The 22,746-nt window shown below is 62.1% G+C and carries 18 protein-coding genes; 5 read left to right on the forward strand and 13 right to left on the reverse strand.

The annotated features are described in order from the left end of the window. Positions 1-52: 52 nt before the first annotated feature. Entirely contained in the window at positions 53-751 is a 699-nt protein-coding gene (locus NTD85_RS06190) for a PspA/IM30 family protein (RefSeq protein ID WP_007966153.1), read from the reverse strand. Positions 752-768: 17 nt separating this feature from the next. Further along, positions 769-1,437 (reverse strand): YjfI family protein, encoded by a 669-nt coding sequence (locus NTD85_RS06195; protein ID WP_103522054.1) that lies wholly within the window; start codon positions 1,435-1,437, stop codon positions 769-771. A 395-nt stretch (positions 1,438-1,832) separates the two neighbouring features. Between NTD85_RS06195 and NTD85_RS06200 the strand changes: the two genes are divergently transcribed. Together NTD85_RS06200 and NTD85_RS06205 are read left to right on the forward strand one after the other, a co-directional pair. Then, a complete protein-coding gene (locus tag NTD85_RS06200; RefSeq protein WP_262141708.1) occupies positions 1,833-2,942 on the forward strand; it encodes a DUF3182 family protein in 1,110 nt (369 codons plus the stop codon). Beyond that, positions 2,932-3,690, forward strand: coding sequence for an alpha/beta hydrolase family protein (locus NTD85_RS06205; RefSeq protein WP_103483876.1), 759 nt, complete (start codon positions 2,932-2,934; stop codon positions 3,688-3,690). The genes NTD85_RS06200 and NTD85_RS06205 overlap by 11 nt, the downstream gene beginning before the upstream one ends. 115 nt (positions 3,691-3,805) lie before the next feature. Here NTD85_RS06205 and NTD85_RS06210 read toward each other — a convergent pair whose 3' ends face one another. From NTD85_RS06210 to NTD85_RS06230, 5 genes are all read right to left on the reverse strand, one after another. Then, complete coding sequence (locus NTD85_RS06210; RefSeq protein ID WP_262141710.1) at positions 3,806-4,780, reverse strand: lysylphosphatidylglycerol synthase domain-containing protein; 975 nt, start codon at positions 4,778-4,780, stop codon at positions 3,806-3,808. After that, positions 4,777-6,051 carry a cardiolipin synthase ClsB gene (gene clsB / locus NTD85_RS06215; RefSeq protein ID WP_262141711.1) on the reverse strand — a complete coding sequence of 425 codons (1,275 nt, stop codon included), beginning with the start codon at positions 6,049-6,051 and terminating at the stop codon, positions 4,777-4,779. Before clsB ends, NTD85_RS06210 begins: the two co-directional genes overlap by 4 nt. Continuing rightward, positions 6,048-6,845: an endonuclease/exonuclease/phosphatase family protein gene (locus NTD85_RS06220; protein ID WP_262141712.1), complete on the reverse strand. Its 798-nt coding sequence runs from the start codon at positions 6,843-6,845 to the stop codon at positions 6,048-6,050. The genes clsB and NTD85_RS06220 overlap by 4 nt, the downstream gene beginning before the upstream one ends. Then, positions 6,842-7,768, reverse strand: coding sequence for a DUF72 domain-containing protein (locus tag NTD85_RS06225; RefSeq protein WP_262141714.1), 927 nt, complete (start codon positions 7,766-7,768; stop codon positions 6,842-6,844). Before NTD85_RS06225 ends, NTD85_RS06220 begins: the two co-directional genes overlap by 4 nt. Before the next feature lie 215 nt (positions 7,769-7,983). Then, entirely contained in the window at positions 7,984-9,189 is a 1,206-nt protein-coding gene (locus NTD85_RS06230) for an MFS transporter (protein WP_103522049.1), read from the reverse strand. A 339-nt stretch (positions 9,190-9,528) separates the two neighbouring features. Here NTD85_RS06230 and NTD85_RS06235 point away from each other — a divergent pair, with 339 nt between their 5' ends. Further along, positions 9,529-11,622 (forward strand): mechanosensitive ion channel family protein, encoded by a 2,094-nt coding sequence (locus NTD85_RS06235; protein WP_262141715.1) that lies wholly within the window; start codon positions 9,529-9,531, stop codon positions 11,620-11,622. A gap of 126 nt (positions 11,623-11,748) precedes the next feature. On the opposite strand, the gene NTD85_RS06240 is transcribed toward NTD85_RS06235, so the two are convergent. Continuing rightward, positions 11,749-16,182 carry a DEAD/DEAH box helicase gene (locus NTD85_RS06240; RefSeq protein ID WP_262141716.1) on the reverse strand — a complete coding sequence of 1,478 codons (4,434 nt, stop codon included), beginning with the start codon at positions 16,180-16,182 and terminating at the stop codon, positions 11,749-11,751. A gap of 296 nt (positions 16,183-16,478) precedes the next feature. On the opposite strand from NTD85_RS06240, the gene NTD85_RS06245 reads away from it, so the two are divergent. Together NTD85_RS06245 and NTD85_RS06250 are read left to right on the forward strand one after the other, a co-directional pair. Continuing rightward, positions 16,479-17,363 (forward strand): sugar nucleotide-binding protein, encoded by an 885-nt coding sequence (locus NTD85_RS06245; protein WP_103483869.1) that lies wholly within the window; start codon positions 16,479-16,481, stop codon positions 17,361-17,363. Further along, on the forward strand, positions 17,356-18,285 hold the full coding sequence (locus tag NTD85_RS06250) for an NAD-dependent epimerase/dehydratase family protein (protein WP_103522162.1): 930 nt from the start codon (positions 17,356-17,358) through the stop codon (positions 18,283-18,285). Before NTD85_RS06245 ends, NTD85_RS06250 begins: the two co-directional genes overlap by 8 nt. A gap of 177 nt (positions 18,286-18,462) precedes the next feature. Here the strand turns inward: NTD85_RS06250 and NTD85_RS06255 are convergent, their stop codons facing one another. The 5 genes from NTD85_RS06255 to NTD85_RS06275 form a co-directional block, all read right to left on the reverse strand. Further along, positions 18,463-19,161: an OmpW/AlkL family protein gene (locus NTD85_RS06255; RefSeq protein ID WP_003228675.1), complete on the reverse strand. Its 699-nt coding sequence runs from the start codon at positions 19,159-19,161 to the stop codon at positions 18,463-18,465. Between the two features lie 222 nt (positions 19,162-19,383). After that, positions 19,384-19,902, reverse strand: a complete 519-nt coding sequence (locus NTD85_RS06260; RefSeq protein WP_003228673.1) for a DUF3299 domain-containing protein — start codon at positions 19,900-19,902, stop codon at positions 19,384-19,386. An 11-nt stretch (positions 19,903-19,913) separates the two neighbouring features. After that, positions 19,914-21,179 carry an ABC transporter permease gene (locus NTD85_RS06265; RefSeq protein ID WP_003228671.1) on the reverse strand — a complete coding sequence of 422 codons (1,266 nt, stop codon included), beginning with the start codon at positions 21,177-21,179 and terminating at the stop codon, positions 19,914-19,916. A 1-nt stretch (position 21,180) separates the two neighbouring features. Next, positions 21,181-21,891: an ABC transporter ATP-binding protein gene (locus tag NTD85_RS06270; protein ID WP_003228669.1), complete on the reverse strand. Its 711-nt coding sequence runs from the start codon at positions 21,889-21,891 to the stop codon at positions 21,181-21,183. Positions 21,892-22,027: 136 nt separating this feature from the next. Further along, positions 22,028-22,624: a DUF2796 domain-containing protein gene (locus tag NTD85_RS06275; RefSeq protein ID WP_262141717.1), complete on the reverse strand. Its 597-nt coding sequence runs from the start codon at positions 22,622-22,624 to the stop codon at positions 22,028-22,030. Positions 22,625-22,746 lie beyond the last annotated feature (122 nt).

Genomic DNA, 22,746 nt, shown 5'->3' on the forward strand with positions numbered 1-22,746 from the left:
CCCCCCCCCCCCCCCCCCCCCCCCCACTCCTACAAAGGTATTGCGATGCTGCTTACTGCGCTGATTTTTGCTTCAGACGCTCAAGAATCGCATTGGCGCTGCCTTCGTTCGGCGTGATGCCGGCGTCGCGCAGTTTGCGTTCCAGGTCGTTGCCGGTCGAAGCGTCAGCCAGCTCATCGGCGGCGCTCAGCTCGGCGGCGCGTTGCTGTTGCTTGGCCTGCAGACGGTTCAGGGTGCCGACCGCGGTTTCCAGTTTGCCGTTGGCGCCACCGCTGGCGATGGATGCGCTGACCTGCGCCTTCTGCACGCTTTCACGGGCCTTGGCCATGTCCACCTGCTGGCGCAGGCTCTTGATTCGCGACTCGGCCTTGCTGATGTCCTTGCGCATGTTTTCGGCGTAGGTGCCGAACTCGTCGCTCTGGGCTTTCTCGGCGGTCAGGTCGTTGGTCAGGGTCGAAATCGCTTCGGCCACTTCCATCGCCAGGTCTTCGCGGCCGGCGTTCAGCGCGGAAACAGCCTTGGCTTCCAGATCCTTGATCTTCGCGTCGTACTCGCTCACGCGGTCGGCGGCCAGCTTGTGCTTGGCCATGATGGTGACCAGCTCGCGGCGGGCGTTGGACAGCGCCGTGTCGGCGTCGCGGATTTCCTGGTCGAGGATGCGCAGAGCCTGTTGGTCGACGATCGCTTCGCCGACTTCATTGGCGCCGCCGCGCAGTGCGGTGAACAACTTGCTCCAGATGGACTGAGTCATTGGATATTCCCTGTTGATTACTTGAAGAAGTGTTCGAAGGCTTCACTCGCGCGCTGCACGTTGTCGACCAGGGTTTTCACCTCGGTGACGACGTTGGTCAGGCTCGAGTCGGCGCTGAGGGCGCCAAACATGTTGTAAACGGTCTGGCCGTTAGGCATCGACTCGATGCCGATCGACGACAGCGGGAACATTTCCCGGCTGCGCAACACGGCGTCGTTGAAGGCGCGTACGTCAGTGATCGAATCGATATCCACCAGCACGGTGTCAACGATGATCTGTGCACCGGCCACGGCGATGTGAATCGGCAGACCGCCGAATTCGTTCATTTCCAGCTTGATGCTGGGTTCGGAGCTCTGGATCAGAGACAGCGTGATCTCGTGCGAAGCCACCTCGTCCAGTGCCTTGAGGGCGTTGAAGAGGCTATCGATGTTCCAGTTGTTGCCTGCGCTCATGTAATTCTCCGACATGAATGAGCCAGCCAGAATCGGTTGGCGTAGCTGTTGCTCCATCTGCTTGAGCAAGCTTCGGTTTTCCGGAAGTACCCAAGTTTCGTGTTTCACATAACCGGCGGCAGCCAGGCCCGCGCGCATCTGCTTCATGTAGAAGCTCGACGGCTTTTTCGCGGACGGTTTCGAGCGCTCTCCCTGTGGGCTCTCTGATGCAACGGTGGGGGAGCGACTTTTCATGGCAATGACTCCGTTATGAACATCTCACGCGTGAGCCACACTACAACCAATTCAAAATGCCATCAATGGCTCACGCGTGAGATTTTTATGACAGGCGAAAAAGCGGCGAATATCTAATGTAGGAGTGAACCTGCTCGCGATTGCAATCTGTCAGCTGGAAATCAGGTGACTGTTCCAACGCTATCGCGAGCAGGCTTACTCCTACAGGGTTCTGTGTGAGCAGCGGTCGTGCAAATTGCCGCGAATTTGCGCTGTTTCGTGCAGATTGAAACGGGCGTGGTGCCATCACCGTTTTAGCAAGCCTTTGATCGGCCAGAGTTTTCCACAGGACGGTCGTTGGCCTGATCTCTGCACCCTTCACCGCTACATTCACCGAACCGCTGCAAGGGGGACGCATGACCCCGACGCCAGGCAGAAAAATCGTCGTCGCACACTCGGTGCGCGCTGGCGCGCCGCAACATGAAGTGCAGACCAACAAGGCACTGGCCCGTTGGCTGGCGCAAATTCTCGGGCTCAAATTTGCTGGCAGCTACGACCCGGAAAAACACCGCGGTCGTGACCTGTACTGGCTGCCCACGCAAACCATTGTCGGCGCCAGACAGGCGCAGGCACTGGGCATCAAAGGCGCACAGGACTTGTGGGGCGGATTCGTCGAACACGATTTCATCTGCACCAAAGCCATCAGCCACGGCTTGCGCAGTCATCTGGCTCACGCGCCACAAGGCTGGGCGCCGCAATTTTCCGAGCGCGTGCGCGACGTGGTGCTCGATGGCTTGACCGTGTTTGCCGTGGAAGATGCGCGACCCGCTGCCGAGCATCTGCTGTACAGCGGGCCGATCCGTCTGAAGCCGATTCACGCCTGCGCCGGTCGTGGCCAGGAAGTTATCAACAGCCTCGACGCGTTCGATGAAGTGCTCGCCCGAGCGGAGGTCGCCGAGCTGTTCCGCGATGGCGTGGTGCTGGAACAGGACTTGAGCAAGGTCTTCACCCACAGCGTCGGCCAGTCATTCATCGGCGACAAAGTGCTGAGCTACTGCGGTGATCAATACTTGACCAAGGATGCTCATGGCGAAGACGTCTATGGTGGTTCGAATCTGCTGGTCGTGCAGGGCGGTTATGCGGATCTGCTGGCGCTGGACTTGCCGGGCGATGTGCGCCTGGCCATCGAGCAGGCGCAGATTTTTGACCGGGCGGCAGACGAGGCCTATCCGGGTTTCTATGCCTCGCGGCGCAACTATGACGTCGCCCAGGGCCTGGACCACGATGGCAAACCTCGTAGCGGGGTACTCGAACAGTCCTGGCGCATGGGCGGTGCCAGCAGCGCTGAACTGGCCGCGCTGCAAAGCTTTGTCAACGATCCAGATATGCCGGCGATCCGCGTGTCGACGGTGGAGACCTACAACGATCAGACCCTGCCGGCCGACGCCATCGAAATCTATCGCGGGCCGGCGGAGAACAGCGACTTCCTTCTCAAATACGTAACGGTCAAATCCTATGACGGCTAGAAGCGAAAGCATTCAGATCGACATTGATGACGAGCAGATGAGCGGGACGTTTCTCAGCCCCAAATCGAAAGTCCCCGGCGTGTTGTTTGTGCACGGCTGGGGCGGTAGCCAGGAGCGCGATCTGGAGCGCGCCAAGGGCATCGCCGGGCTTGGCTGTGTCTGCCTGACCTTCGACCTTCGCGGGCACACCGGTGGTACCGGCATTCCGTTGACCCGGGTCACACGCGAGGACAACCTGCGCGACTTGCTCGCCGCCTACGATCGCCTGCTCGCGCACCCGGCGCTCGACACCTCGGCGATTGCGGTGGTCGGCACCAGTTATGGCGGTTACCTCGCTTCGATCCTCACCTCGTTGCGCCCGGTGCGCTGGCTGGCGTTGCGGGTGCCGGCGCTGTATCGCGACGAGCAATGGCACACGCCCAAGCGTGATCTGGACAAGGCTGACCTGCGGGATTACCGGGCGACGTTGGTCCGTGCTGACAGCAATCGTGCGCTGCACGCCTGTTCGCAATTCACCGGGGATGTGTTGCTGGTGGAATCGGAAACCGACGATTACGTGCCCCACGCGACGATCATGAGTTACCGCGCGGCCTGTCAGCAGACGCATTCGCTGACGCACCGGATCATCGACGGCGCCGACCATGCCCTGAGCGAGCCGGTTTCGCAGCAGGCCTATACCTCGATTCTGGTGGACTGGATTACCGAGATGGTGGTCGGTGAGCGGTTGAGCATCATCCAGTCCACATGATCTTTGGTGCCCTTTCGGATGCCATCGCGAGCAGGCGCACTCCTACAATTTGAAATGCGCTCCCCCTGTAGGAGCGGGCTTGCTCGCGAAGGGGCCATCAGCCATAGCCACAAAATCAGGACGGTTTCTTCTCGATCCGCAACGCCTTTGCCTTGGCCTCCACCAGCAAATACATCACCACCGTAATCAGCAACGGCAGCAGAAAATAAATCGCCCGATACGCCAGCAACCCCGCCACCAGACTGCCCCGCGAAGCTTCGTGCTGCAGCAGCGCGACGAACACCGCTTCCAGCACCCCGAGTCCCGCCGGAATGTGCGTGATGACCCCGGCTATCGCACTGATCAGCAATACGCCGAGCACCAACGGATAATCCAGTTTGCTCGGCAGCAGAGTGAAAATCACCGCCGCCATCAGCGACCAGTTCAATGCGCCGAGCAGCAATTGCAGCAAGGCCATGCGCAGTGACGGCAGGTTGATTTCCACCCCGCGAATCGACCACTCGCGGCGCTTCGAGAACTGGCACGCGGCGAGGTAACCGGCACTCAACAGCAGTAACAGCACGCCGATGCCCTTCAATGCGTCGCTGCTGATTTTCCAGCCCGGCGGCATGCTCACCAGACCGCTGCTGAACACCGCGCCGGCAATCGTCATGTAGCCGAACCAGTTGGTCGCCAGGCTCAGGCCGAGGATCTTGGCGATGTTGCCTTTGCTCACACCCAGGCGCGAATACAGCCGATAGCGCATGGCGATCCCGCCGACCCAGGCGCTGAGATTGAGGTTGAACGCATAGCTGATGATCCCCACCGGCAGGATCTGCTTCCAGGTCAGGTCCTGGCGAATGTAGGTGCGGCCGATCAGGTCGAAACTGGCGTAGGTGAGAAAGCTCAGCAGGGTCAGGCTGGCGGCGATAATCAGCGTGCGGACCTTGAATTCAGCCAGGGTTTGCAGGACTTCCGCCCATTCGATGCGGCTGGCGAACATCGTCAGCAACACGATCAGCACGAGGAAGAACAGCAGGGTCAGCGGGCGTTTCCAGCGACTCCAGCGAGAATGCACGGCAGGCGCCGATTGCGCATGGGAATGGCTCATGGGATATCTCCCCGAAACGGCTTGAGCCGCGGTTTGTGCGCCGGCAACCAACCGGCCATCGACGGGAAATGCCGCAGGAAGTGAAACACCAGAAATCCCACGGTCATGTGCCAGATCCGCCCGCGTGGCGACATGTCGGCGTCCATGGCCTTGCAGTGGTTCTGGCTCAGGTCTTCGAGGCGCTGGAACAAATGCTGAGTGAACGCGCGGTCGCGGATCAGCACGTTGGCTTCCAGATTCAACGACAGACTCAGCGGATCGAGATTGCTCGAGCCGACCGTGCTCCATTCCTCATCCACCAAGGCGACTTTGCCGTGCAGCGGGCGCTGGCAATATTCGTGGATCTGCACGCCGGCCTTGAGCAGGTAGTCGTAGGTCATGCGCGCCGCCAGTTTCGCCACCAGCATGTCCGGCTGGCCTTGCAGGATCAGCCGCACCTCGACGCCACGGCGCGCCGCATTGCGGATCTCACGCAGCAGGCGGTAGCCGGGGAAGAAGTAGGCGTTGGCGATCACCACCCGACGTTTGGCCCGGCGCAATGCCTGCAAATACACGTCTTCGATGTCGGTGTGATGCTGATCGTTGTCGCGAAACACCAGCCGTACCTGACCGTCGTGATCGTTGAAAGCCATGTCCGCCCGGCGCTGACGGCGGCGCTGCCACCAGAACCGCGCACGCCCCGGCCTACCACTTTGCAGCAGGGCAAAATGATGAATGTCAGCGACCGCCGGCCCCTGAATCTGCACCGCGTAATCCTGTTTCGCCTCGGGGCCGAAATCGGCCAGGTGATCGCCGGAAAAGTTGATCCCGCCAATGAACGCAATCAATCCGTCGACCACCACAATCTTGCGGTGCAGGCGGCGGAACCAGTTGGTGCGAAAACCCAGATGTTTGGGCGCCGGATCGAACATTTGCAGGTGCACGCCAGCATCGCTCAAAGCCGCGAGATAACCGGTGGACAATTCGCCACAACCAAAACCGTCGAGGCTGACAGTGGTGCGCACGCCACGTCGTGCGGCGTCGATCAGGATCTGCTGCAACTCTGCACCGACCTTGTCTTCGAAAACGATGAAGGTCTCCAGCAGGATTTCACTCTTCGCCGCACGCATGGCGTCGAACACCCGGGGGAAATATTCCTCGCCGTTTTCCAGCAACTTGATGCGATTGTTGCCCTGCCAGCCGTACTCGACATCGACATGCCCGGGCTCGCGCACCGGCGGGTTGATGCTGATCGGTGCCACGGCGGATTTTTCCAGCGGTGCGCTGCTCATAATTCGATCTCCACCGATAACGGGGCATGGTCGGAAAGGTGTGACCAGGGCCGATTCGCCAGGACTGTCGGCTGGCTGGCCTTGAGGTTACGCACGTAAATACGATCGAGCCGCAGCGTCGGCAGGCGTGCCGGAAAACTGCGCGCCGGTTTGCCGTGATGCTCGGCGAACACCTCGCGCAGACCGCAGGGTTCGAGCAACGCATCGGCGCGCTGGCGCCAGTCATTGAAGTCACCGGCGACGATCACCGGCGCGTCAACCGGCAGCTCCGCCAGACGCTCGCCGAGCAGCTTCAGTTGCGCATTGCGATGGCTTTCGCGCAGGCCCAGATGCACGCAGATCGCATGCACCTCGACGCCATCGCCGGGCAGGCGCAGCACGCAATGCAGCAGGCCACGGTTTTCGTGGCCGCTGATCGAAACGTCGAGGTTGTCGTGGCGAATGATCTGGAATTTCGACAGCAACGCATTGCCGTGATCGCCCTCCGGGTACACCGCGTTGCGTCCATAGGCGAATTGCGGCCACAGACTGTCCGCGAGGAACTCGTATTGCGGCATCGTCGGCCAGTTGCTGTAGCGTTTTGGATGGTGTTCGTGGGTGCCGTGGACCTCCTGCAAAAACACCACGTCGGCCGCCACGCTACGCACCGCTTCGCGCAACTCCGGGAGGATGAAGCGTCGATTGAGGGCGGTGAAGCCCTTGTGGGTGTTGACCGTCAGCACGGTGAAACGGCGCACCGACACTTCAACGCTGGTCTGCTCGTCGGTGAACCCGACCGGCTCTGGAATACTCATGCCAACACCCCTTCGGCTGCCGGTTCGCCGGGGGTGGTGGCGAGCGTTTTATCCAGCTCAAAACGGTGCAGCAAACTGCGGGCGTCGTAGGGCGCGCGGACTTTGACGTCGTTGTCGAAATAGCAGAACACTTCACGGGATTTACGTGCCCGAGGCTTGAGGCGCGGCGCGATCAGATGCGCATCGTCCGGTTGCTGACCGTGGTGCCAGGCGTCGATGCGTTCGGCCCAACTCTGCAGCGCCGGTTCGCTGTAGCCGCTGGCGTAAAGTGCCTCGGCACCGTGCAGACGCAGGTAGACGAAATCGCTGGTGAGGTCTTCGCGGTACGGCCATTTGCCGGCGGTGTCAGCGATCACCAGGGCGGTGTTGTAGCGTTTCAACAAGCGCACGAAGTCGGGGTCGATGAAGCTGTCGTTGCGAATTTCCACGGCATGGCGCAGCGGTTTTTTGCGCCAGGCCTTCAGGCTGGCGTGGCCGTGCAGGTGCGAGTCATGCTGGCGGGCGAGGGCGGCGGCCGCTTCAGTGTCGTGAGGGAGCAGGGCGAGGAAGTGTTCGAAGCGCTCGGGATCGAATTTGAAGTTCGGCGGGAACTGCCAGAGGATCGGCCCGAGTTTTTCCTTGAGTTCCAGCACGCCGGAGGCGAAGAAATTCGCCAACGGTTTTTCGATCTCGCGCAAACGGCGAATGTGGGTGATGAAGCGCGGCGCCTTGACGCTGAACACGAAGTCGTCGGGCGTTTCGGCGTACCACTGGGCATAACGTTCGGGCCGTTGCAGGGCGTAGAACGATCCATTGATTTCGATGCTGTTGACCGCCCGCGAAGCGAATTGCAATTCGCGTTTCTGCGCCAGTCCTTTCGGGTAGAAATCCCCGCGCCACGGGGCGTAGCGCCAGCCGGAAATACCGATGTGAATCGTTGCCATGTCGCCCTCCCGTTGTCAGTCCTCGTACAGCCTGTGTCTGTTGATGACTGTGGGCGGTTCGGGAAAGTTTCGGTGGCGTTACGGACGGTACATTCTCTGCAGAAACCACACATCTCAATGTGGGAGGGGGCTTGCTCCCGAAGGCGGTGGGTCAGTCAACAACAATGGCGACTGATACACCGTCTTCGGGAGCAAGCCCCCTCCCACAGGGTTACTCAGTGACCCGTGAATACTCGGCCTTGAGCCGGTTCGGCATAGACCGGGCCGAGCCGGTCCAGTCGACCGCTCCACGCGGTGAGTGCCAGCGCCACCAGCACCACCAGACCACCGATCCACGCCGTATGAATCAGGCCCAGATGCTCGACGATCAGGCCGCCGCCCCACGCCCCGCCGGCAATCCCGAGGTTGAACGCGGCAATGTTCAGCCCCGATGCCACGTCCACTGCCTGCGGTGTGTGATGTTCAGCCTGACGCACCACATACACCTGCAGACCCGGCACGTTGCCGAACGCCACCGCGCCCCACACCAGCACCGTGGCCAGCGCCAGCCATGGATTGCCAGCGGTGAAGGTCAGTACGAACAGCACGGCGGCGAGCAGGGCGAAGATGATTTTCAGGGCGCTGATCGGCCCGCGTTTGTCCGCCAGTTTACCGCCCCAGATGTTGCCGACCGCCACCGACACGCCGTACACCAGCAATACCAGACTGACGGTGCCGGCGCTGAAGCCGGAGATGTCCTGAAGGATCGGCGCGAGGAAAGTGAAAGCGATGAACGAGCCGCCGTAACCGATCGCAGTCATGGCGTACACCAGCAACAGACGCGGTTGCTTCAGCACTTGCAGTTGTTGCAACAGGGACGCCGGTTTGCTGTGGGCGATGTTGTTCGGCACATACAGCAGGCTGCCGATGAAGGCGATCACACCCAGCGCCGAGACGGCGAGGAAGGTTTCGCGCCAGCCGAAATGCTGACCAATGAAAGTGCCCAGTGGTACGCCGGTGACCAAAGCCACGGTGAGGCCGGTGAACATGATCGCAATCGCGCTGGCAGCCTTTTCCTTGGGCACCAGACTGGTGGCAATGGTCGAGCCGATGGAGAAGAACACCCCATGCGCCAGGCCGGTAACGATCCGCGCCAGCACCAGCGATTCGTAACTCGGCGCCATCCACGCCAGCAGGTTGCCGAGGGTGAATAGCACCATCAGCGACAGCAGCAACAGTTTGCGCGGGACTTTGCCGGTGAGGGCGGTCAGCACCGGCGCGCCAATGGCAACGCCCAACGCATAGAGGCTGACCAGCAGCCCGGCGGACGGCAGGCTGACGCCGAGATCGGCGCCAATGGTGGGTAGCAGACCAACGATGACGAACTCGGTCGTCCCGATGGCGAATGCGCTGAGGGTCAGCGCGAGCAAGGCAATGGGCATGACAGCACTCCGGTAGAGGTTTGAATGGAGCGCAGTGTCGGGGTTTGGGTTGTGCGGAAAAATACGGGGTTGGGCATTTGATATTTGCCTTGGACGCAAAGGTCAAAAGCGCTCCCCCTCACCCCAACCCTCTCCCCCAAAGGGGCGAGGGGGAAGGGAGCTGATCTCGGTTGCACTCAATATTGAGTTCGGCTGGATATTTCAGGTCGATGTAGCTCGAGAGCACAACTCGGTCGGCTCCCTCTCCCTCGGGAAGAGGGCTGGGGTGAGGGTGCTCTTGAACTTGCCAGACAATTACCGATCAGTTCCTTACAGGTTCAGCCAAGGGGGATCGGAGTTTTGATCAAGTTCAGGGTCGCTTTTTTGCTGGGGGCGCTGCTGTTGGGCGCTGGCCAGATGGTGCAAGCCGCCGCGTTGCCGGGCGTTCCGGCCACCGCTGAAGAACCGGCCAAACCCGAGCCGATCGTGCAGGGTGGTCTGCTCGGCGCGATCAGTACGAGCATCGACGACGTGCAGGACAAACTCGATCTCAACGAGCATCTGGTCGACGCCTGGCGCCTGCGCGCTGATCGCGCGGCGGATGAGGTCGACAAACTGGTCAACCAGCCGTCGGATCGTTCGGGCTGGAGCGTCGCCGGGGATTTCCTGATGTTGTCTGGCGTCTGGCTTGGCACTTTTGCGCTGCTCACGGTGCTCGGCAGCCTGTTGGCCAAGCGGCTGAGTCAGGGTCGTTGGCTGCGCACCCGCCAGCGCAGTCAGGATCTGCTTGGCTACCTGCTGCCGTACACGCTGCCGGCGCTGATCTGCCTGCCGCTGACGCTGTACGTCAGCCACTTTCTGCAAGCCTCGATCGGCCGGGCGCTGGCGCTGTGTTTTGCCTACGCCACCAGCAGCGGGATTTTCTCCACCTCGATGCTGTTGTGCGTGGTGGTGATGTTCAACGTCGGCCACAAACGGCCCGCCGCGCGGATCATCCGCGACTACTGTCCGAAACCTTTGTTCCTGATCGGCTTCCTCGCCGCCCTCAGTGACGCGTTGACCAGCCCACAGATCGCCCGTCAGTTAGGCGGCAACATCACCAGCAGCGTCGCGGTGTTCACCGGGTTGATCGCCTCGATCATCTTCGGTCTGCTGGTGATTCGCCTGCGCCGGCCGGTGGCGCACCTGATCCGCAACCGACCGCTGGCGCAGCGTCTGAAACAGCCGTCGTTGCAGGAGTCGCTGCGGATTTTTTCCGGGCTCTGGTACTGGCCGATCGTGTTGATGGTGCTGGTCTCGGCGGTCAATCTGATCGGCATCGGCGAGGACAATCAAAAGGCCCTGCGCTGCGCGTTGTTCACCACGGTGCTGCTGATCGGCACGGTGTTTCTCAGCACCATCCTCCAGCATTTGTTCAAGTCACGAAAAGCCGAAGCGATCCAGCGCAGCAGTGCCTACAAGGAACGCTTTCTCAGCCTGTTGCATGCGTTGCTGCGGATTGTCATTGCGATTGCCTTCATCGATATTCTCGGGCGGATCTGGGGCGTCTCACTGCTCGATTTCGCCCAGAGCAGCACGGTCGGACGGGCGATCAGCAACGCGTTGAGCAGCATCGGCCTGATCTTCCTCGTCACATGGCTGTTGTGGGTGGTGCTCGACACGGCGATTCAGGAAGCGCTGAAACCACCGGTCAGCAAACGCTCTTCGCGCCAGCCCAGCACTCGGGTGAAAACCATCCTGCCGCTGCTGCGTAACGCGATCAAAATCATCCTGGTGGTGATCTGCGCGATCACCACCATGGCCAACCTCGGGATCAACGTTGCGCCACTGTTGGCCGGTGCCGGGGTGGTCGGCCTGGCCATCGGTTTCGGTTCGCAGCAACTGGTGCAGGACGTGATCACCGGGCTGTTCATCATCATTGAAGACACGCTGTCGATCGGTGACTGGGTGGTGCTCGACTCCGGTCACGCCGGCACCGTCGAAGGCCTGACCATCCGCACCCTGCGCCTGCGTGACGGCAAGGGTTTTGTGCACTCGGTGCCGTTCGGCCAGATCAAGGCAGTGACCAACCAATCACGGCAGTTTGCCTACGCGTTTTTCTCGGTGCAGTTCACCTACGACACCGATGTCGACAAGGCCATCGAACTGATCCGCGAGACCGGCGACTCGATCCGCGAAGACCCGTTCCTCAAGTACAACCTGCAAGGGCCGCTGGATGTGTTCGGGGTGGACCGGATGGACCTGAACGGCGTGGTGCTGACGGCGCAGTTCCGCACCGTGTCGGGCGGGCAGTATGCGGTGAGCCGGGCGTTCAACCAGCGTTTGAAAAAGCTTGTGGATAACAGTCCCGACGTGCATTTCGCGCAGACTTATCCACAGCAGGTTTTGTTGCCCAAGCGGCAGGGTGAGAAGGAGCTGTTGGCGAGCGAGGCGCCACAACGGTCGAGTACCTGACCGCCGGATTTTGGGGTGGGATTGCCGGCCCTTTCGCGAGCAAGCCCGCTCCCACATTGGATTGGTGAACGCCGCCGATCCCCTGTGGGAGCAGGCTTGCTCGCGAAAGGGCCGGAACTGTCGACATCAATGCCGGATCAGCTTGCTCCGCACCTGTTCCATGGCCACCTGATCCAGCTCTGTCCAGAAAACCTGCTTGCCGGCAATTTCGGCAGCAACCGGCACCCCATCGCGATACACCAATCGATTGCTCGCCAGCGCCGGCACTTTCGCCCCCGGCAACAGCGTCCCGGCCAGGTTCAACGGATCCACCCCGCACACCGCGATCAAGCTGCCGTCATGCGCCCGCCGCCGAACTTCGCGCAGCAACGGAATCGCCTCCGGCAAGGCAAACTGTTCCCCCGCCAGACCACTGACAAAGCGCCCGCCGCGAATCTCGCCACGGGCCTCCAGCCGATGAAACGTGCGCAGCAATTCGCGCCAGCTCGGCAGCCAATCCGCCTCCCGCTCCAGCAGACGCCAGAACACCACGCCGTAGCGGCGCAGCAAGGTCATGGCGACATGTTCGAGGGTTTCCGGCGAAGCGCTCTGGCTGTTCTCCACGAGCGGCCCGCGGCGCAACAACGCCCAGCGTCCGGCATCGTCCATGCCACCGACAAACGCCCCGCGCCCGCGTCGACTGCTGCGTTGCTGGCGCTTGCTCGCCGGGGTGATCAGGGCGCGCAGACCGGCGAAGCTGTCGGCGTTCACCAGGCCGGCACCGACCAGTTCCTGCAAGGCGATTTCCAGTTCGGTGCGCAATAGGTGCGCTTCATGGATCAGCTCATCGAAAAACAGCGCGCCGTGCTGATTCAGCGCCTCATAAACCTTTTGCGTTTTTGCTGACAGTTCGCCGACCGGCGTTTGCTCGGCCAGTCCACTCCACAACCCGACCTGACTGCGCGGCAGCAGCACAATCGGCGTACTGCGCAACGCCGTGCCGCTGACTTTCTGTCGGGCACTGAGGCGCGTCCACACCAGTTTGCCGTTGCGGCACAGCTCATCCAGCCAGCTCGGCGAGTAGTCTTTCAGGCGCGCCGGGAGAAGGTCGCTGTCCCACGCCGAAGCCGCTGCCGGGTAACCTTCGAACTGACCGACAATCGCCGGCAACACCACGCTGCCCTGAGCGCGCGTAGCGGGGGACAGATGCTGCCAGTCGAACAGAAAACGCATGAAATCCTGCAGTGCTACCGGCTCGATTTCACGGCGCAGACGCTTGACCGTATAGCGATGAATGCGCGCCAGCAGATGCCGCTCGCACCATTCTTCAACGGCCACATTCGGAGTGAAATGACCGCGCAGCACATAGCCTTCGCGCTCCAGTTGCGCGAGCGCCTGCGCGACTTGTGTGGCGGGCAGCGCCAGCGGTTCGGCAATGGCGGCTAACGGCAGCGGGCCAAATGCGCCCAGGCGCGCGCGGAGCACTTCGACCAGCGCTTCCTCTAACGTCCACGGGTCGTTGAAACCGGGCAAGGCCTCTTGCTGCGGTTGCAGCGTGGCCTGTGGATAAAGCGCCAACAGGCAGGTCAGGCGTTCTCGCGCCAGCCACAGCGAGCCAGGCTGTGGATGTGTAGTGACGGTGAGGCCGTCTTCGCGAGCAGGCTCGCTCCCACAGTTGACTGTGTTCCAACTGGCGGAACCCTGTTGAATGTGGGAGCGAGCCTGCTCGCGAAGCTTTTCTTTTGCCGTTACTGGCGCAGCGGCCAAGCGGCAGGCGCGACCGCTCGCATTCAGCGCGTCAAGCCATTCGCGCCAGTGTTCGCCAGCCTGAACTTCAAGGTCGCTGATGCAGGCAAGGCTCATCAACGCCTCATGCATTTCATCGACGTTGGCCGGCGTCGGCCACGCTTCTTCACGCACCGCGTTAATGGCGTCTGCGTCCAGCGCACCGAGATCATCGGTGGATTGCGGGTCGCTCCAGCGCCGGTTGAGCACCGCTTGGGTGCGGCGTTCTTCCAGCGGCGCATCGTCGAGAAAGCTGTACGGCCGCGCGCTGAGAATTTCTGCCGCCAGTGGTGACGGCGCCGGCAGATCGCGGCTGATCAACCGCACCTCGCCGCGCTCCATGCGCCGCAGCAGATTGAGCCAGCCTTCGCTGTCCATCGCCTCGTGCAGGCAGTCGTCGAGGGTTTGTTCCACCAGCGGATGTTCGGGAATTTCCCGTTCGCCGGCGAGGTTTTCCAGGCAGGCGATCTGCTCGGGAAATACGCTGGCGATCAGGTCTTCGCTTTTCATCCGCTGCAATTGCGGCGCGACTTTGCGCCCGCCGGTGAAACGCGGCAACGCCAGCGCCACCCCGGCATTCCAGCGCCAGCGCACACCGAACAACGGCGCGTCGAGAATTGCCTGAATCAGGATGTGCTCGGCGCTGTTGCTGTGCAGGTAACGCCAGACGTCATCCAGCTCGAAACTGTGGCTGGTGGACAGCGACAGGACAATCGCGTCTTCGCTGGCGGCGGCCTGCAACTCAAAGTTGAAGGTGCGGCAGAAACGCTTGCGCAGGGCCAGGCCCCAGGCGCGGTTGATGCGGCTGCCGAACGGTGAATGGATGATCAGTTGGGTGCCACCGGATTCATCGAAAAATCGCTCCATCAGCAGCGTGTCCTGCGAGGGCAGGGCGCCGAGGGTCAAGCGAGCGCGGGCGAGATAGTCCACCAGTTGTTCGGCGCTGGCGAGGTTCAGGCCGAGGGTTGCGGTCAGCCAGTCGAGCGCCGGTTGCAGATCGCCGGGGCGGACGCCAAGCAGCTCGTCGAGGATCGCTTGCAGGCGCGCCACTGCCGCAGACAATTCATCACTGCGCCCCGGTGCTTCGCCGAGCCAGAACGGAATGGTCGGCGGCTGGCCTTGGGCATCCTCGACCCGCACCTTGCCGGTTTCCACCCGCAGGATTCGGTAGGAGGTATTGCCGAGCTGGAACACGTCACCCGCGATGCTTTCCACGGCAAAGTCTTCGTTGACGCTGCCGATGTTCAGACCCTGCGGTTCCAGCAGCACGCTGTAGTCGGCGTTGTCGGGGATGGTGCCGCCGCTGGTCACGGCGGTCAGTTGCGCGCCACGGCGGCCACGCAGAGTGCGGCTGACGGCGTCGCGATGCAGATAGGCGCTGCGAATGCCCTGACGACCGTTGTAGCCTTCGGCGAGCATCGTCAGCAGCGCCTGATAGTGTTTTTCGTCGAGATCGCGGTACGGCGAGGCTTTGCGGAACAGCGCCAGCAGCGCTTCTTCCGCCCATTCCCGGCAACTGACTTCGGCGATGATCTGCTGCGCCAGCACATCCAGCGGCGCTTCGGGGATGTGCAGGGTGTCGAGTTCGCCACGGCGCACGCAGTCGAGCAGGGCGGTGCATTCGATCAGGTCGTCGCGGGTGGTGGCGAACAAGCGGCCCTTGGGTGTGCCGCCGACCTGGTGCCCGGAGCGACCGACTCTTTGCAGGAACCCGGCAATCGAACGCGGCGAGGCGATCTGGCAGACCAGATCGACTTCGCCGATATCAATGCCCAACTCCAGCGACGCAGTGGCGATCAGCACTTGCAGCTCACCGCGCTTGAGCCGCTGTTCGGCGTCGAGACGGAACTCCTTGGCCAGGCTGCCGTGGTGCGCGGCCACCGCGTGTTTGCCCAGCCGTTCACTGAGGTGTCGGCTCAGGCGTTCGGCCAGACGCCGGGTGTTGACGAAAATCAGTGTGGTGCGGTGTTCGCGGGCCAACTCGGCGAGGCGATCGTAGACCAATTCCCAGACATCGTTGGCCATCACTGCCGTTAACGGCACCGGCGGCACTTCGATGCCCAGATCCCGTGGCCGGGCGTGGCCGATGTCGATGATCTCGCAGGGGCGATCGGTGCCGACCAGAAAACGCGCCACGGCATCGATGGGTTTTTGCGTGGCGGACAAGCCGATGCGAGTCAGTGGTTCTGCGCACAGCGCCTGCAGGCGTTCGAGGCTCAGCGCCAGATGACTGCCGCGTTTGCCGGCAGCGATGGCGTGAATCTCGTCGATGATCACCGTGCGTGTGCTGCCGAGCATTTTGCGTCCGGACTCGGAGCCGAGCAGCACGTACAGCGATTCCGGGGTGGTCACCAGAATGTGCGGCGCGCGCTTGCGCATGGCGGCGCGGTCTTTTTGCGGGGTATCGCCGGTGCGCACGGCGGTGGTGATTTGCAGTTCGGGCAGGCCCATCTGGCGTAATTGTTCGGTGATTCCCGCCAGCGGGTTCTGCAGGTTGATGCGGATGTCGTTGGACAATGCCTTGAGCGGCGAAACGTAGACGACGAGGGTTGCATCGGGCAGGCCTTCGGGGTTTTCCAGGCCACGGTGGACGAGGTCGTCGAGTACCGCGAGAAACGCGGTGAGGGTTTTACCGGAGCCGGTGGGCGCGGCGATCAGCGTCGAGTGGCGCTGGCGGATCAACGGCCATGCGCGGGCCTGGGCGGCGGTGACCGTCGGGAAGGTGCTGCTGAACCAGGCGCTGACGGCGGGGTGGAAGCCTGCCAGGGCCGCGTCCTTGGGAATGGGCAGATTCATGGCTCAAGTTATGCGGGTGGGGGCGGCAAGATGCAAGTACCGCTGGGATCTTCAGCGTTTGGCCGGGCCTCTTCGCGAGCAAGCCCGCTCCCACAGGGGAACGCGATCAACTGTAGGAGTGAGCCTGCTCGCGATGGGGCCAGTTGATTCAGCACAATTCCCGGCGATCTACACTTTACGGGTGACGGTTGCGCACTAAACCCGCAAAATGCAACGATTCCGGCAATTATCGATGACGGTGTCACCAGCACCGTCGCTAAAGCCATCGTTCCAATCAGACTGGGCCTGCTGACTCTATGCGAATGCGCCTTATGTTACTGGGCGGCGGAAATGCCCTTGGGCAGGCGCTGATTCGCCTCGGTGCGGAGGAAGACATCGGTTTCCTCGCCCCCCGCCCGCCAGAAGACGGCTGGGATGCCGCGAGCCTGACGCAACTGCTCGACGATACCCGTCCGGATGCGTTGATTAACCTCGCCTATTATTTCGACTGGTTCCAGGCCGAGACCGTCAGCGAAAGCCGTCTGGCCGGGCAGGAACGCGCCATCGAGCGGCTGGCCGAACTGTGCCAGCACCACAACATCATCCTCGTGCAGCCTTCCAGCTATCGGGTGTTCGACGGTTCACGGGCGACCGCCTACAGCGAGAAAGACGAGCCGGTGCCGCTGGGCCTGCGCGGTCAGGCGCTGTGGCGCATCGAGCAAAGTGTTCGCGCCACTTGCCCGCAACACGTGCTGCTGCGCTTCGGCTGGCTGCTCGATGACAGTCCTGAAGGCACCCTCGGACGCTTCCTCGCCCGCGCCGAACAACCGGACGAATTGCTCATGGCCGATGACCGCCGGGGCAATCCGACACCGGTCGATGACGCGGCACGGGTGATCATTTCGGTGCTCAAGCAACTCGATTGCGCCGCGCCGCTGTGGGGTACTTACCATTACGCCGGCCACGAGGCGACCACGCCGCTGGCGCTGGGTCAGGCGATTCTGAGCGAAGCGCGCAACCTGCATCCGCTGGCGATCGAAGCGCCGACCGCGCAGGCCCATGCCGCGCGGCCGGACGCTGCCGAGGAACCGCAACACGCGGTACTCGCCTGCAAGAAAATTCTGCACACTTTCGGGATCAAGCCCCGCGCCTGGCGCGCCGGGCTCCCGGCTTTACTGGATAGGTTTTATCGTCATGGCTGAAGGCCCTGTTTTAATCACCGGCGGCGCCGGTTTCATCGGCTCGCACCTGACGGATGCATTGCTCGCCACCGGCCATTCGGTGCGGATTCTCGATGATCTGTCGACCGGCAAACGCGCCAACCTGCCGCTGGACAATCCGCAGGTCGAACTGATCGTCGGTGACGTTGCCGACGCCGCGCTGGTTGCGCAGGCCATGCAAGGCTGCAGCGCCGTCGCGCACCTGGCGGCGGTGGCCTCGGTGCAGGCTTCGGTGGACGATCCGGTGAAGACCCACCAGAGCAATTTCATTGGCACCCTGAATGTCTGCGAAGCCATGCGCCAGGCCGGAGTGAAGCGTGTGCTCTACGCGTCCAGCGCAGCGGTGTACGGTAACAACGGTGAAGGCGAGTCGATTGACGAAGACACGCCAAAAGCCCCGCTGACGCCGTATGCCTCGGACAAACTGGCCGGCGAGCACTACTTCGATTTTTATCGTCGCCAGCATGGCCTGGAGCCGGTGATCTTCCGCTTCTTCAACATCTTCGGCCCGCGCCAGGATCCGTCCTCGCCGTACTCCGGGGTCATCAGCATCTTCAGCGAGCGGGCACAGAAAGGCCTGCCGATCACGGTGTTCGGCGATGGCGAGCAGACCCGTGATTTCCTCTATGTCGAGGATCTGGTCGACGTGCTGGTGCAAGCGATCGACAAGCCTGAAGTGGAAGTGGGCGCGATGAACGTCGGCTGGAATCAGGCAATGAACCTCAAGCAGATGCTGCAAGCGCTGCAGGAAGTGGTCGGCGAGTTGCCCCCGGTCAGCTACGGCCCGGCGCGCTCCGGCGACATCCGCCATTCGCGGGCGAACAACGCGCGTTTGCTGCAACGCTTCCAGCTGCCAGAGCCGACGCCGATGCGTGTGGGACTGGCGCGGTTGCTCGGCAAGTAGGTTTATCGCAGACATGAAAAAGGCGCCTTTTTACAGGCGCCTTTTTCACGGCCGGAATTTGTCGCTAATCCTGTGGCGAGGGGATTTATCCCCGATCGATCACGAAGTGATCGTCGTCAGTTCTAAGCCTGCTCACCCAAAGCCTCATTCACCACCACGCGAATGTTCGACTGTTGCTTAGAACTTGTAGCCCAGACCCACCATGTACACAAACGGATCGACATCCACATTCACCTTGGCACGGGTGCCCGGCGCCACGGCGTTGTTCTCGACAGTCGCACGGGTGTCGATGTCCATGTAACGCACCTGGGCGTTGAGCATGATGTTGTCGGTCAGCATGTAGTCGGCGCCGACCTGCCAGGCCAGGCCCCAGGAGTTTTTCGCCTTGAAGTTGCTGAAGCCGTTGGACTGGGCTTCGCTGCCGACGTGCTCGTCATAGATCCAGGTGTAGTTGATGCCGCCGCCGATGTAAGGCTGGAACGGCGACTTGGAATCCAGCGGGTAGTACACGACGCTGAGGGTCGGCGGCAGGTGTTTCAGCGTACCGAGTTTGCCGTTGGCGGCTGGCAGCGCGGTGCCTTTGATTTTCACGTCATGCTCGAACGGCGAGGCGGCCAGCAACTCGATACCGATGTTGTTGGTCAGCATGTAGGCGAAGTTCAGACCCAGTTGGGTGTCGCTGCTCATGGTCGCCTTGCCGCCCAGGTTGGTGCCGCTCAACGGACCCTGATCGACCTTGACGCTGGAGCTGTCGGCTTTCGGGTTGACGGTGATCGCACCGGCGCGAACGATGATATCGCCGGCTTCGTGGGCGTGGGCGAGAGGGGCTGCGAGCGCGACTGCAAACAGCGCGGCGCTGAGCAAGGACTTGTTCATGGGAGCTCCAAAAGGACGTTAAAAATGTCTGATGTCCTATGGTATGAAGCCAACTGATACGGTCTTTTGACTCAGCTCAATGAAACAGTGATGGCGGGTTTATTTGTGGAACCTTGGCCGACCCCTTCGCGAGCAAGCTCGCTCCCACATTAGAGCTCAGTCAACTGTGGGAGCGAGCCTGCTCGCGAAGACAATGGGCCGAACAGTGCAGAATTACCGGAATTACTCCGGCAGCTCATACACATAAATCTTGTCCGCCGCCATCTGATACCCGGCATCGGCCAGTTCGCTGGTGGACGCCTTGACCTGCAACGGTCCTTCGACCCAGTACGGCTGATACAGCTCGTCGAGCTTCACGCCCAACTCGCTTTTCACATGCACGATCTGGTTCGACGGCGGTGGCGGTACATGGATGCAGGCGCCGAAGTACGGCACCAGCAGGAAGTCGGTGGTGCGGCCCTCTTCGTTGACTTCCAGCGGCACGATGTAACCCGGCAGGCGGATGTTCTGCCCGTCGAGACTCTGCACCACCGGCGCGTTGGGCATGTCCTGTTTCGCCGCCGGCGCCGACTCGGCGGACAGCGCATCACTCATCTTCGACATGTCGTGCAGAGGCGTCATGTTCGGCACTTCCGGCGCGGCGTCCGGCGGGATCATCTCCGACCAGGTCAGGTCTTTCGGCGCCGCTGCCCACACGGGCAGGGCAACCAGCAACAGCAGCGCAAGCACGGCGCGGGGCATGGTGAACATCCTCATAAACGGATCGACAGGCCATCGGCCAGGGATTGGCGATACGCGCGCCAGGCCGGCACGCTGCCCATCAGCAGCGCGGCTGCCAGAATGCCACCGAGCAGCGTCCATTCATACTCGCTCGGCCACGCCAGTGGCAGATACAAACCGTAATTGGCCTGCACATAACCCTGCGCGGCGGCGATGCCGATGTACAGCAATGCCAGCCCGGCGATTACGCCGGTCAGCGCCAGGGCAAAGGCTTCCAGCACCAGCAGGCTTGCGATGTGCCAAGGCCGCGCACCGACCGAACGCAGAATCGCCATCTCGCGGCGACGCTCGTTGAGGCTGGTGAGAATCGCCGTGAGCATGCCGATCAACCCGGTCAGCACCACGAACAGCGAGACCACGAACAAGGCTTTTTCCGCAGTACTCATCAGGCTCCACAACTCCTGCAAGGCCACGCCCGGCAGGATCGCCAGCATCGGCTCGCCACGGTATTCGTTGATCTCGCGTTGCAGGGCGAAGGTGGAAATCTTGCTGTTGAGGCCGAGCATGAACGCGGTGATCGCCTGTGGCGTCAGGTCCATGTTGCGTGCCTGATCCGCCGTGATCCGGCCGTTGCCGCGCGCCGGCACGCCGTTGTGCCAGTCGATGTGAATCGCCTCCATGCCGCCGAGGCTGATGTGCAACGTGCGATCCACCGGGGTGCCCGTGCGCTTGAGAATGCCGACCACGGTGAACGGCTTGTCGTCATGCTTGACCAGACTGATCGCCGCCACGCCGTGGGCCAGCACCAGTTGGTCGCCGAGCTTGTAATGCAGCGCTTCGGCCACTTCGGCGCCGAGCACCACTTCGAACGGATCGGTGGCGAAGGCGCGACCATCGGCCAGTTCCAGGTGCTGCTGGCGACCGTACTGGTAATGCTCGAAATAGGCTCCGGTGGTGCCCATCACGCGGTAGCCGCGATGCGAGTCGCCGAGGGACATCGGGATCGCCCACTTCACTTTCGGGTTGCTGGCGAAATGTTCGAAGCTGTCCCAACGGATGTTGTTGGTCGCGTTGCCGATGCGGAACACCGAGTACAGCAGCAGGTTCACCGAGCCGGAGCGGGCGCCGACGATCAGGTCGGTGCCGCTGATGGTGCTGGCGAAACTGGCCTTGGCCTCGGTGCGCACGCGCTCGACGGCGAGCAACAGGCAGACCGACAGGGCAATCGCGAACGCGGTGAGCAAAGCGGTAAAGCGGCGGTTGGCCAGGCTGGCCATGGCCAGACGAAACAGATACATCTCAGACCTCGGCAGACGTGGCGGCGCGATTGAGCTCGGCCAGGGACAGGTGACGGTCGAACAGCGGCGCAAGGCTTTGGTCGTGGCTGACGAACAGCAAGCTCGACCCGGCTTCGCGGCATTCGGCGAACAGCAGACGAATGAAGTTTTCCCGAGCGTCGTAATCCAGCGCCGAGGTCGGTTCGTCGGCGATCACCAGTTCCGGTTGGCCGATCAAGGCACGAGCGGCGGCGACCCGTTGCTGCTGACCGATCGACAGCGAATCGGCGCGACGACCGAGGATGCTTTCATCTTTCAGGCCCAAGTGGGCGAGCAGGGTGGCGGCGGCCTGATCGACGCTGCCGTGACGCTGTTTCGCCCGCTCGGCACGCAATCTGGAGAAGTGGCAGGGCAACTCGACGTTCTCGCGTACCGAAAGAAACGGCAGCAGGTTGAACTGCTGGAAGATGTAGCCGGTGTGATCGACGCGAAAGCGGTCGCGGGCGCCAGCACCGAGTTCGGTCAGTTCCTGGCCGAGCAGGCGAATGCTGCCGCGCCCGGGTTTCTGCACGCCACCGAGCAGGCCGAGCAGGGTGGTCTTGCCACTGCCGCTGGGGCCTTTGAGGAACAGGGTTTCGCCCGGCTCCAGGCGAAACGCCGGGATGTCCAGCAGCGGCGGGTGACCGGGCCAGTTGAAGCCCAGGTCGGACAGTTCGATGAGTGCTTGGGTCATGGCACCAATTTCAAGAGTTGAACACAGAACCCCTGTAGGAGCTGCCGAAGGCTGCGATCTTTTGATCTTGCTTCTAAAAAGATCAGGATCAAAAGATCGCAGCCTTCGGCAGCTCCTACACAGGGCCGCGTTGGATTCAGAATTTCAGGGCAGCAGCCTTGGCCGTCACTTCCGTACCTTGCTGGCCGTTCGGGCCGATCAGTTGTACCTGAATTTTCTGGGTGGCCGGGAAGGTATTGAAGAGGTTCGCCAGATCCAGAGTCTTCAAGGCCCCCGGTGCAGCGCAACTGAATTGATAGTGCGCGTGGATTTCGCTGTGTTCATGGTGATGCGCTTCACCGCCCTTGGCATCGTGATCATCATCGTCATGGTCGTCGGCATCCGGTTTGTCGCCGAACAGCGGGCTTTCCAGCTCCTGGCTGGCGACTTTGCAACCAGCGGCGGCCGGCAGGCTGAACAGCGCCAGCGGGTTTTCCAGTTGGGCGCGGGCGGCGGCGACTTTGGCCTTGTCGGCGTCGCTGGTGGCGGCGTGTTCGAAGCCCACCAGGTTCATCGCCGGGCTTTCCAGTTCCAGTTCCAGGGTCTGGCCGTCGAGTGCGGCGTTCAGTCGGCCGACGCCATGTTCGTGGGCGCCGAGGCTGCCGTGCTCATGGTCATGATCGTGCTCATCGGCGGCATGGGCGATGGCCAGCGGCAACAGGGCAAACGGCAAAGCGAGCAGCAGACGACGCATGGCGGTCTCCGGAAAGTAAAGTGAAGAGTTTGTTATGTAATCTTATAACGAAAGTCCGCAGAGTTTGCCCGTGCGCTTGGCGTTGCACAAGTCCCGTGGGAGCATGCAGGTCAGAAATGTGC

This window comes from Pseudomonas sp. 13B_3.2_Bac1, from assembly GCF_025466205.1.
GTDB lineage: Bacteria > Pseudomonadota > Gammaproteobacteria > Pseudomonadales > Pseudomonadaceae > Aquipseudomonas > Aquipseudomonas fluorescens_H.

Coding starts and splice junctions, on each gene's coding strand:
- NTD85_RS06270 (WP_003228669.1), bottom strand. CDS start 21,891: ATGACCCAAGCACTCATCGAACTGTCCGACCTGGGCTTCAACTGGCCC.
- clsB (WP_262141711.1), bottom strand. CDS start 6,051: ATGAGCAGCGCACCGCTGGAAAAATCCGCCGTGGCACCGATCAGCATC.
- NTD85_RS06220 (WP_262141712.1), bottom strand. CDS start 6,845: ATGAGTATTCCAGAGCCGGTCGGGTTCACCGACGAGCAGACCAGCGTT.
- NTD85_RS06240 (WP_262141716.1), bottom strand. CDS start 16,182: ATGAATCTGCCCATTCCCAAGGACGCGGCCCTGGCAGGCTTCCACCCC.
- NTD85_RS06230 (WP_103522049.1), bottom strand. CDS start 9,189: ATGCCCATTGCCTTGCTCGCGCTGACCCTCAGCGCATTCGCCATCGGG.
- NTD85_RS06200 (WP_262141708.1), top strand. CDS start 1,833: ATGACCCCGACGCCAGGCAGAAAAATCGTCGTCGCACACTCGGTGCGC.
- NTD85_RS06250 (WP_103522162.1), top strand. CDS start 17,356: ATGGCTGAAGGCCCTGTTTTAATCACCGGCGGCGCCGGTTTCATCGGC.
- NTD85_RS06225 (WP_262141714.1), bottom strand. CDS start 7,768: ATGGCAACGATTCACATCGGTATTTCCGGCTGGCGCTACGCCCCGTGG.
- NTD85_RS06255 (WP_003228675.1), bottom strand. CDS start 19,161: ATGAACAAGTCCTTGCTCAGCGCCGCGCTGTTTGCAGTCGCGCTCGCA.
- NTD85_RS06205 (WP_103483876.1), top strand. CDS start 2,932: ATGACGGCTAGAAGCGAAAGCATTCAGATCGACATTGATGACGAGCAG.
- NTD85_RS06260 (WP_003228673.1), bottom strand. CDS start 19,902: ATGCCCCGCGCCGTGCTTGCGCTGCTGTTGCTGGTTGCCCTGCCCGTG.
- NTD85_RS06245 (WP_103483869.1), top strand. CDS start 16,479: ATGCGAATGCGCCTTATGTTACTGGGCGGCGGAAATGCCCTTGGGCAG.
- NTD85_RS06210 (WP_262141710.1), bottom strand. CDS start 4,780: ATGAGCCATTCCCATGCGCAATCGGCGCCTGCCGTGCATTCTCGCTGG.
- NTD85_RS06265 (WP_003228671.1), bottom strand. CDS start 21,179: ATGTATCTGTTTCGTCTGGCCATGGCCAGCCTGGCCAACCGCCGCTTT.
- NTD85_RS06275 (WP_262141717.1), bottom strand. CDS start 22,624: ATGCGTCGTCTGCTGCTCGCTTTGCCGTTTGCCCTGTTGCCGCTGGCC.
- NTD85_RS06190 (WP_007966153.1), bottom strand. CDS start 751: ATGACTCAGTCCATCTGGAGCAAGTTGTTCACCGCACTGCGCGGCGGC.
- NTD85_RS06195 (WP_103522054.1), bottom strand. CDS start 1,437: ATGAAAAGTCGCTCCCCCACCGTTGCATCAGAGAGCCCACAGGGAGAG.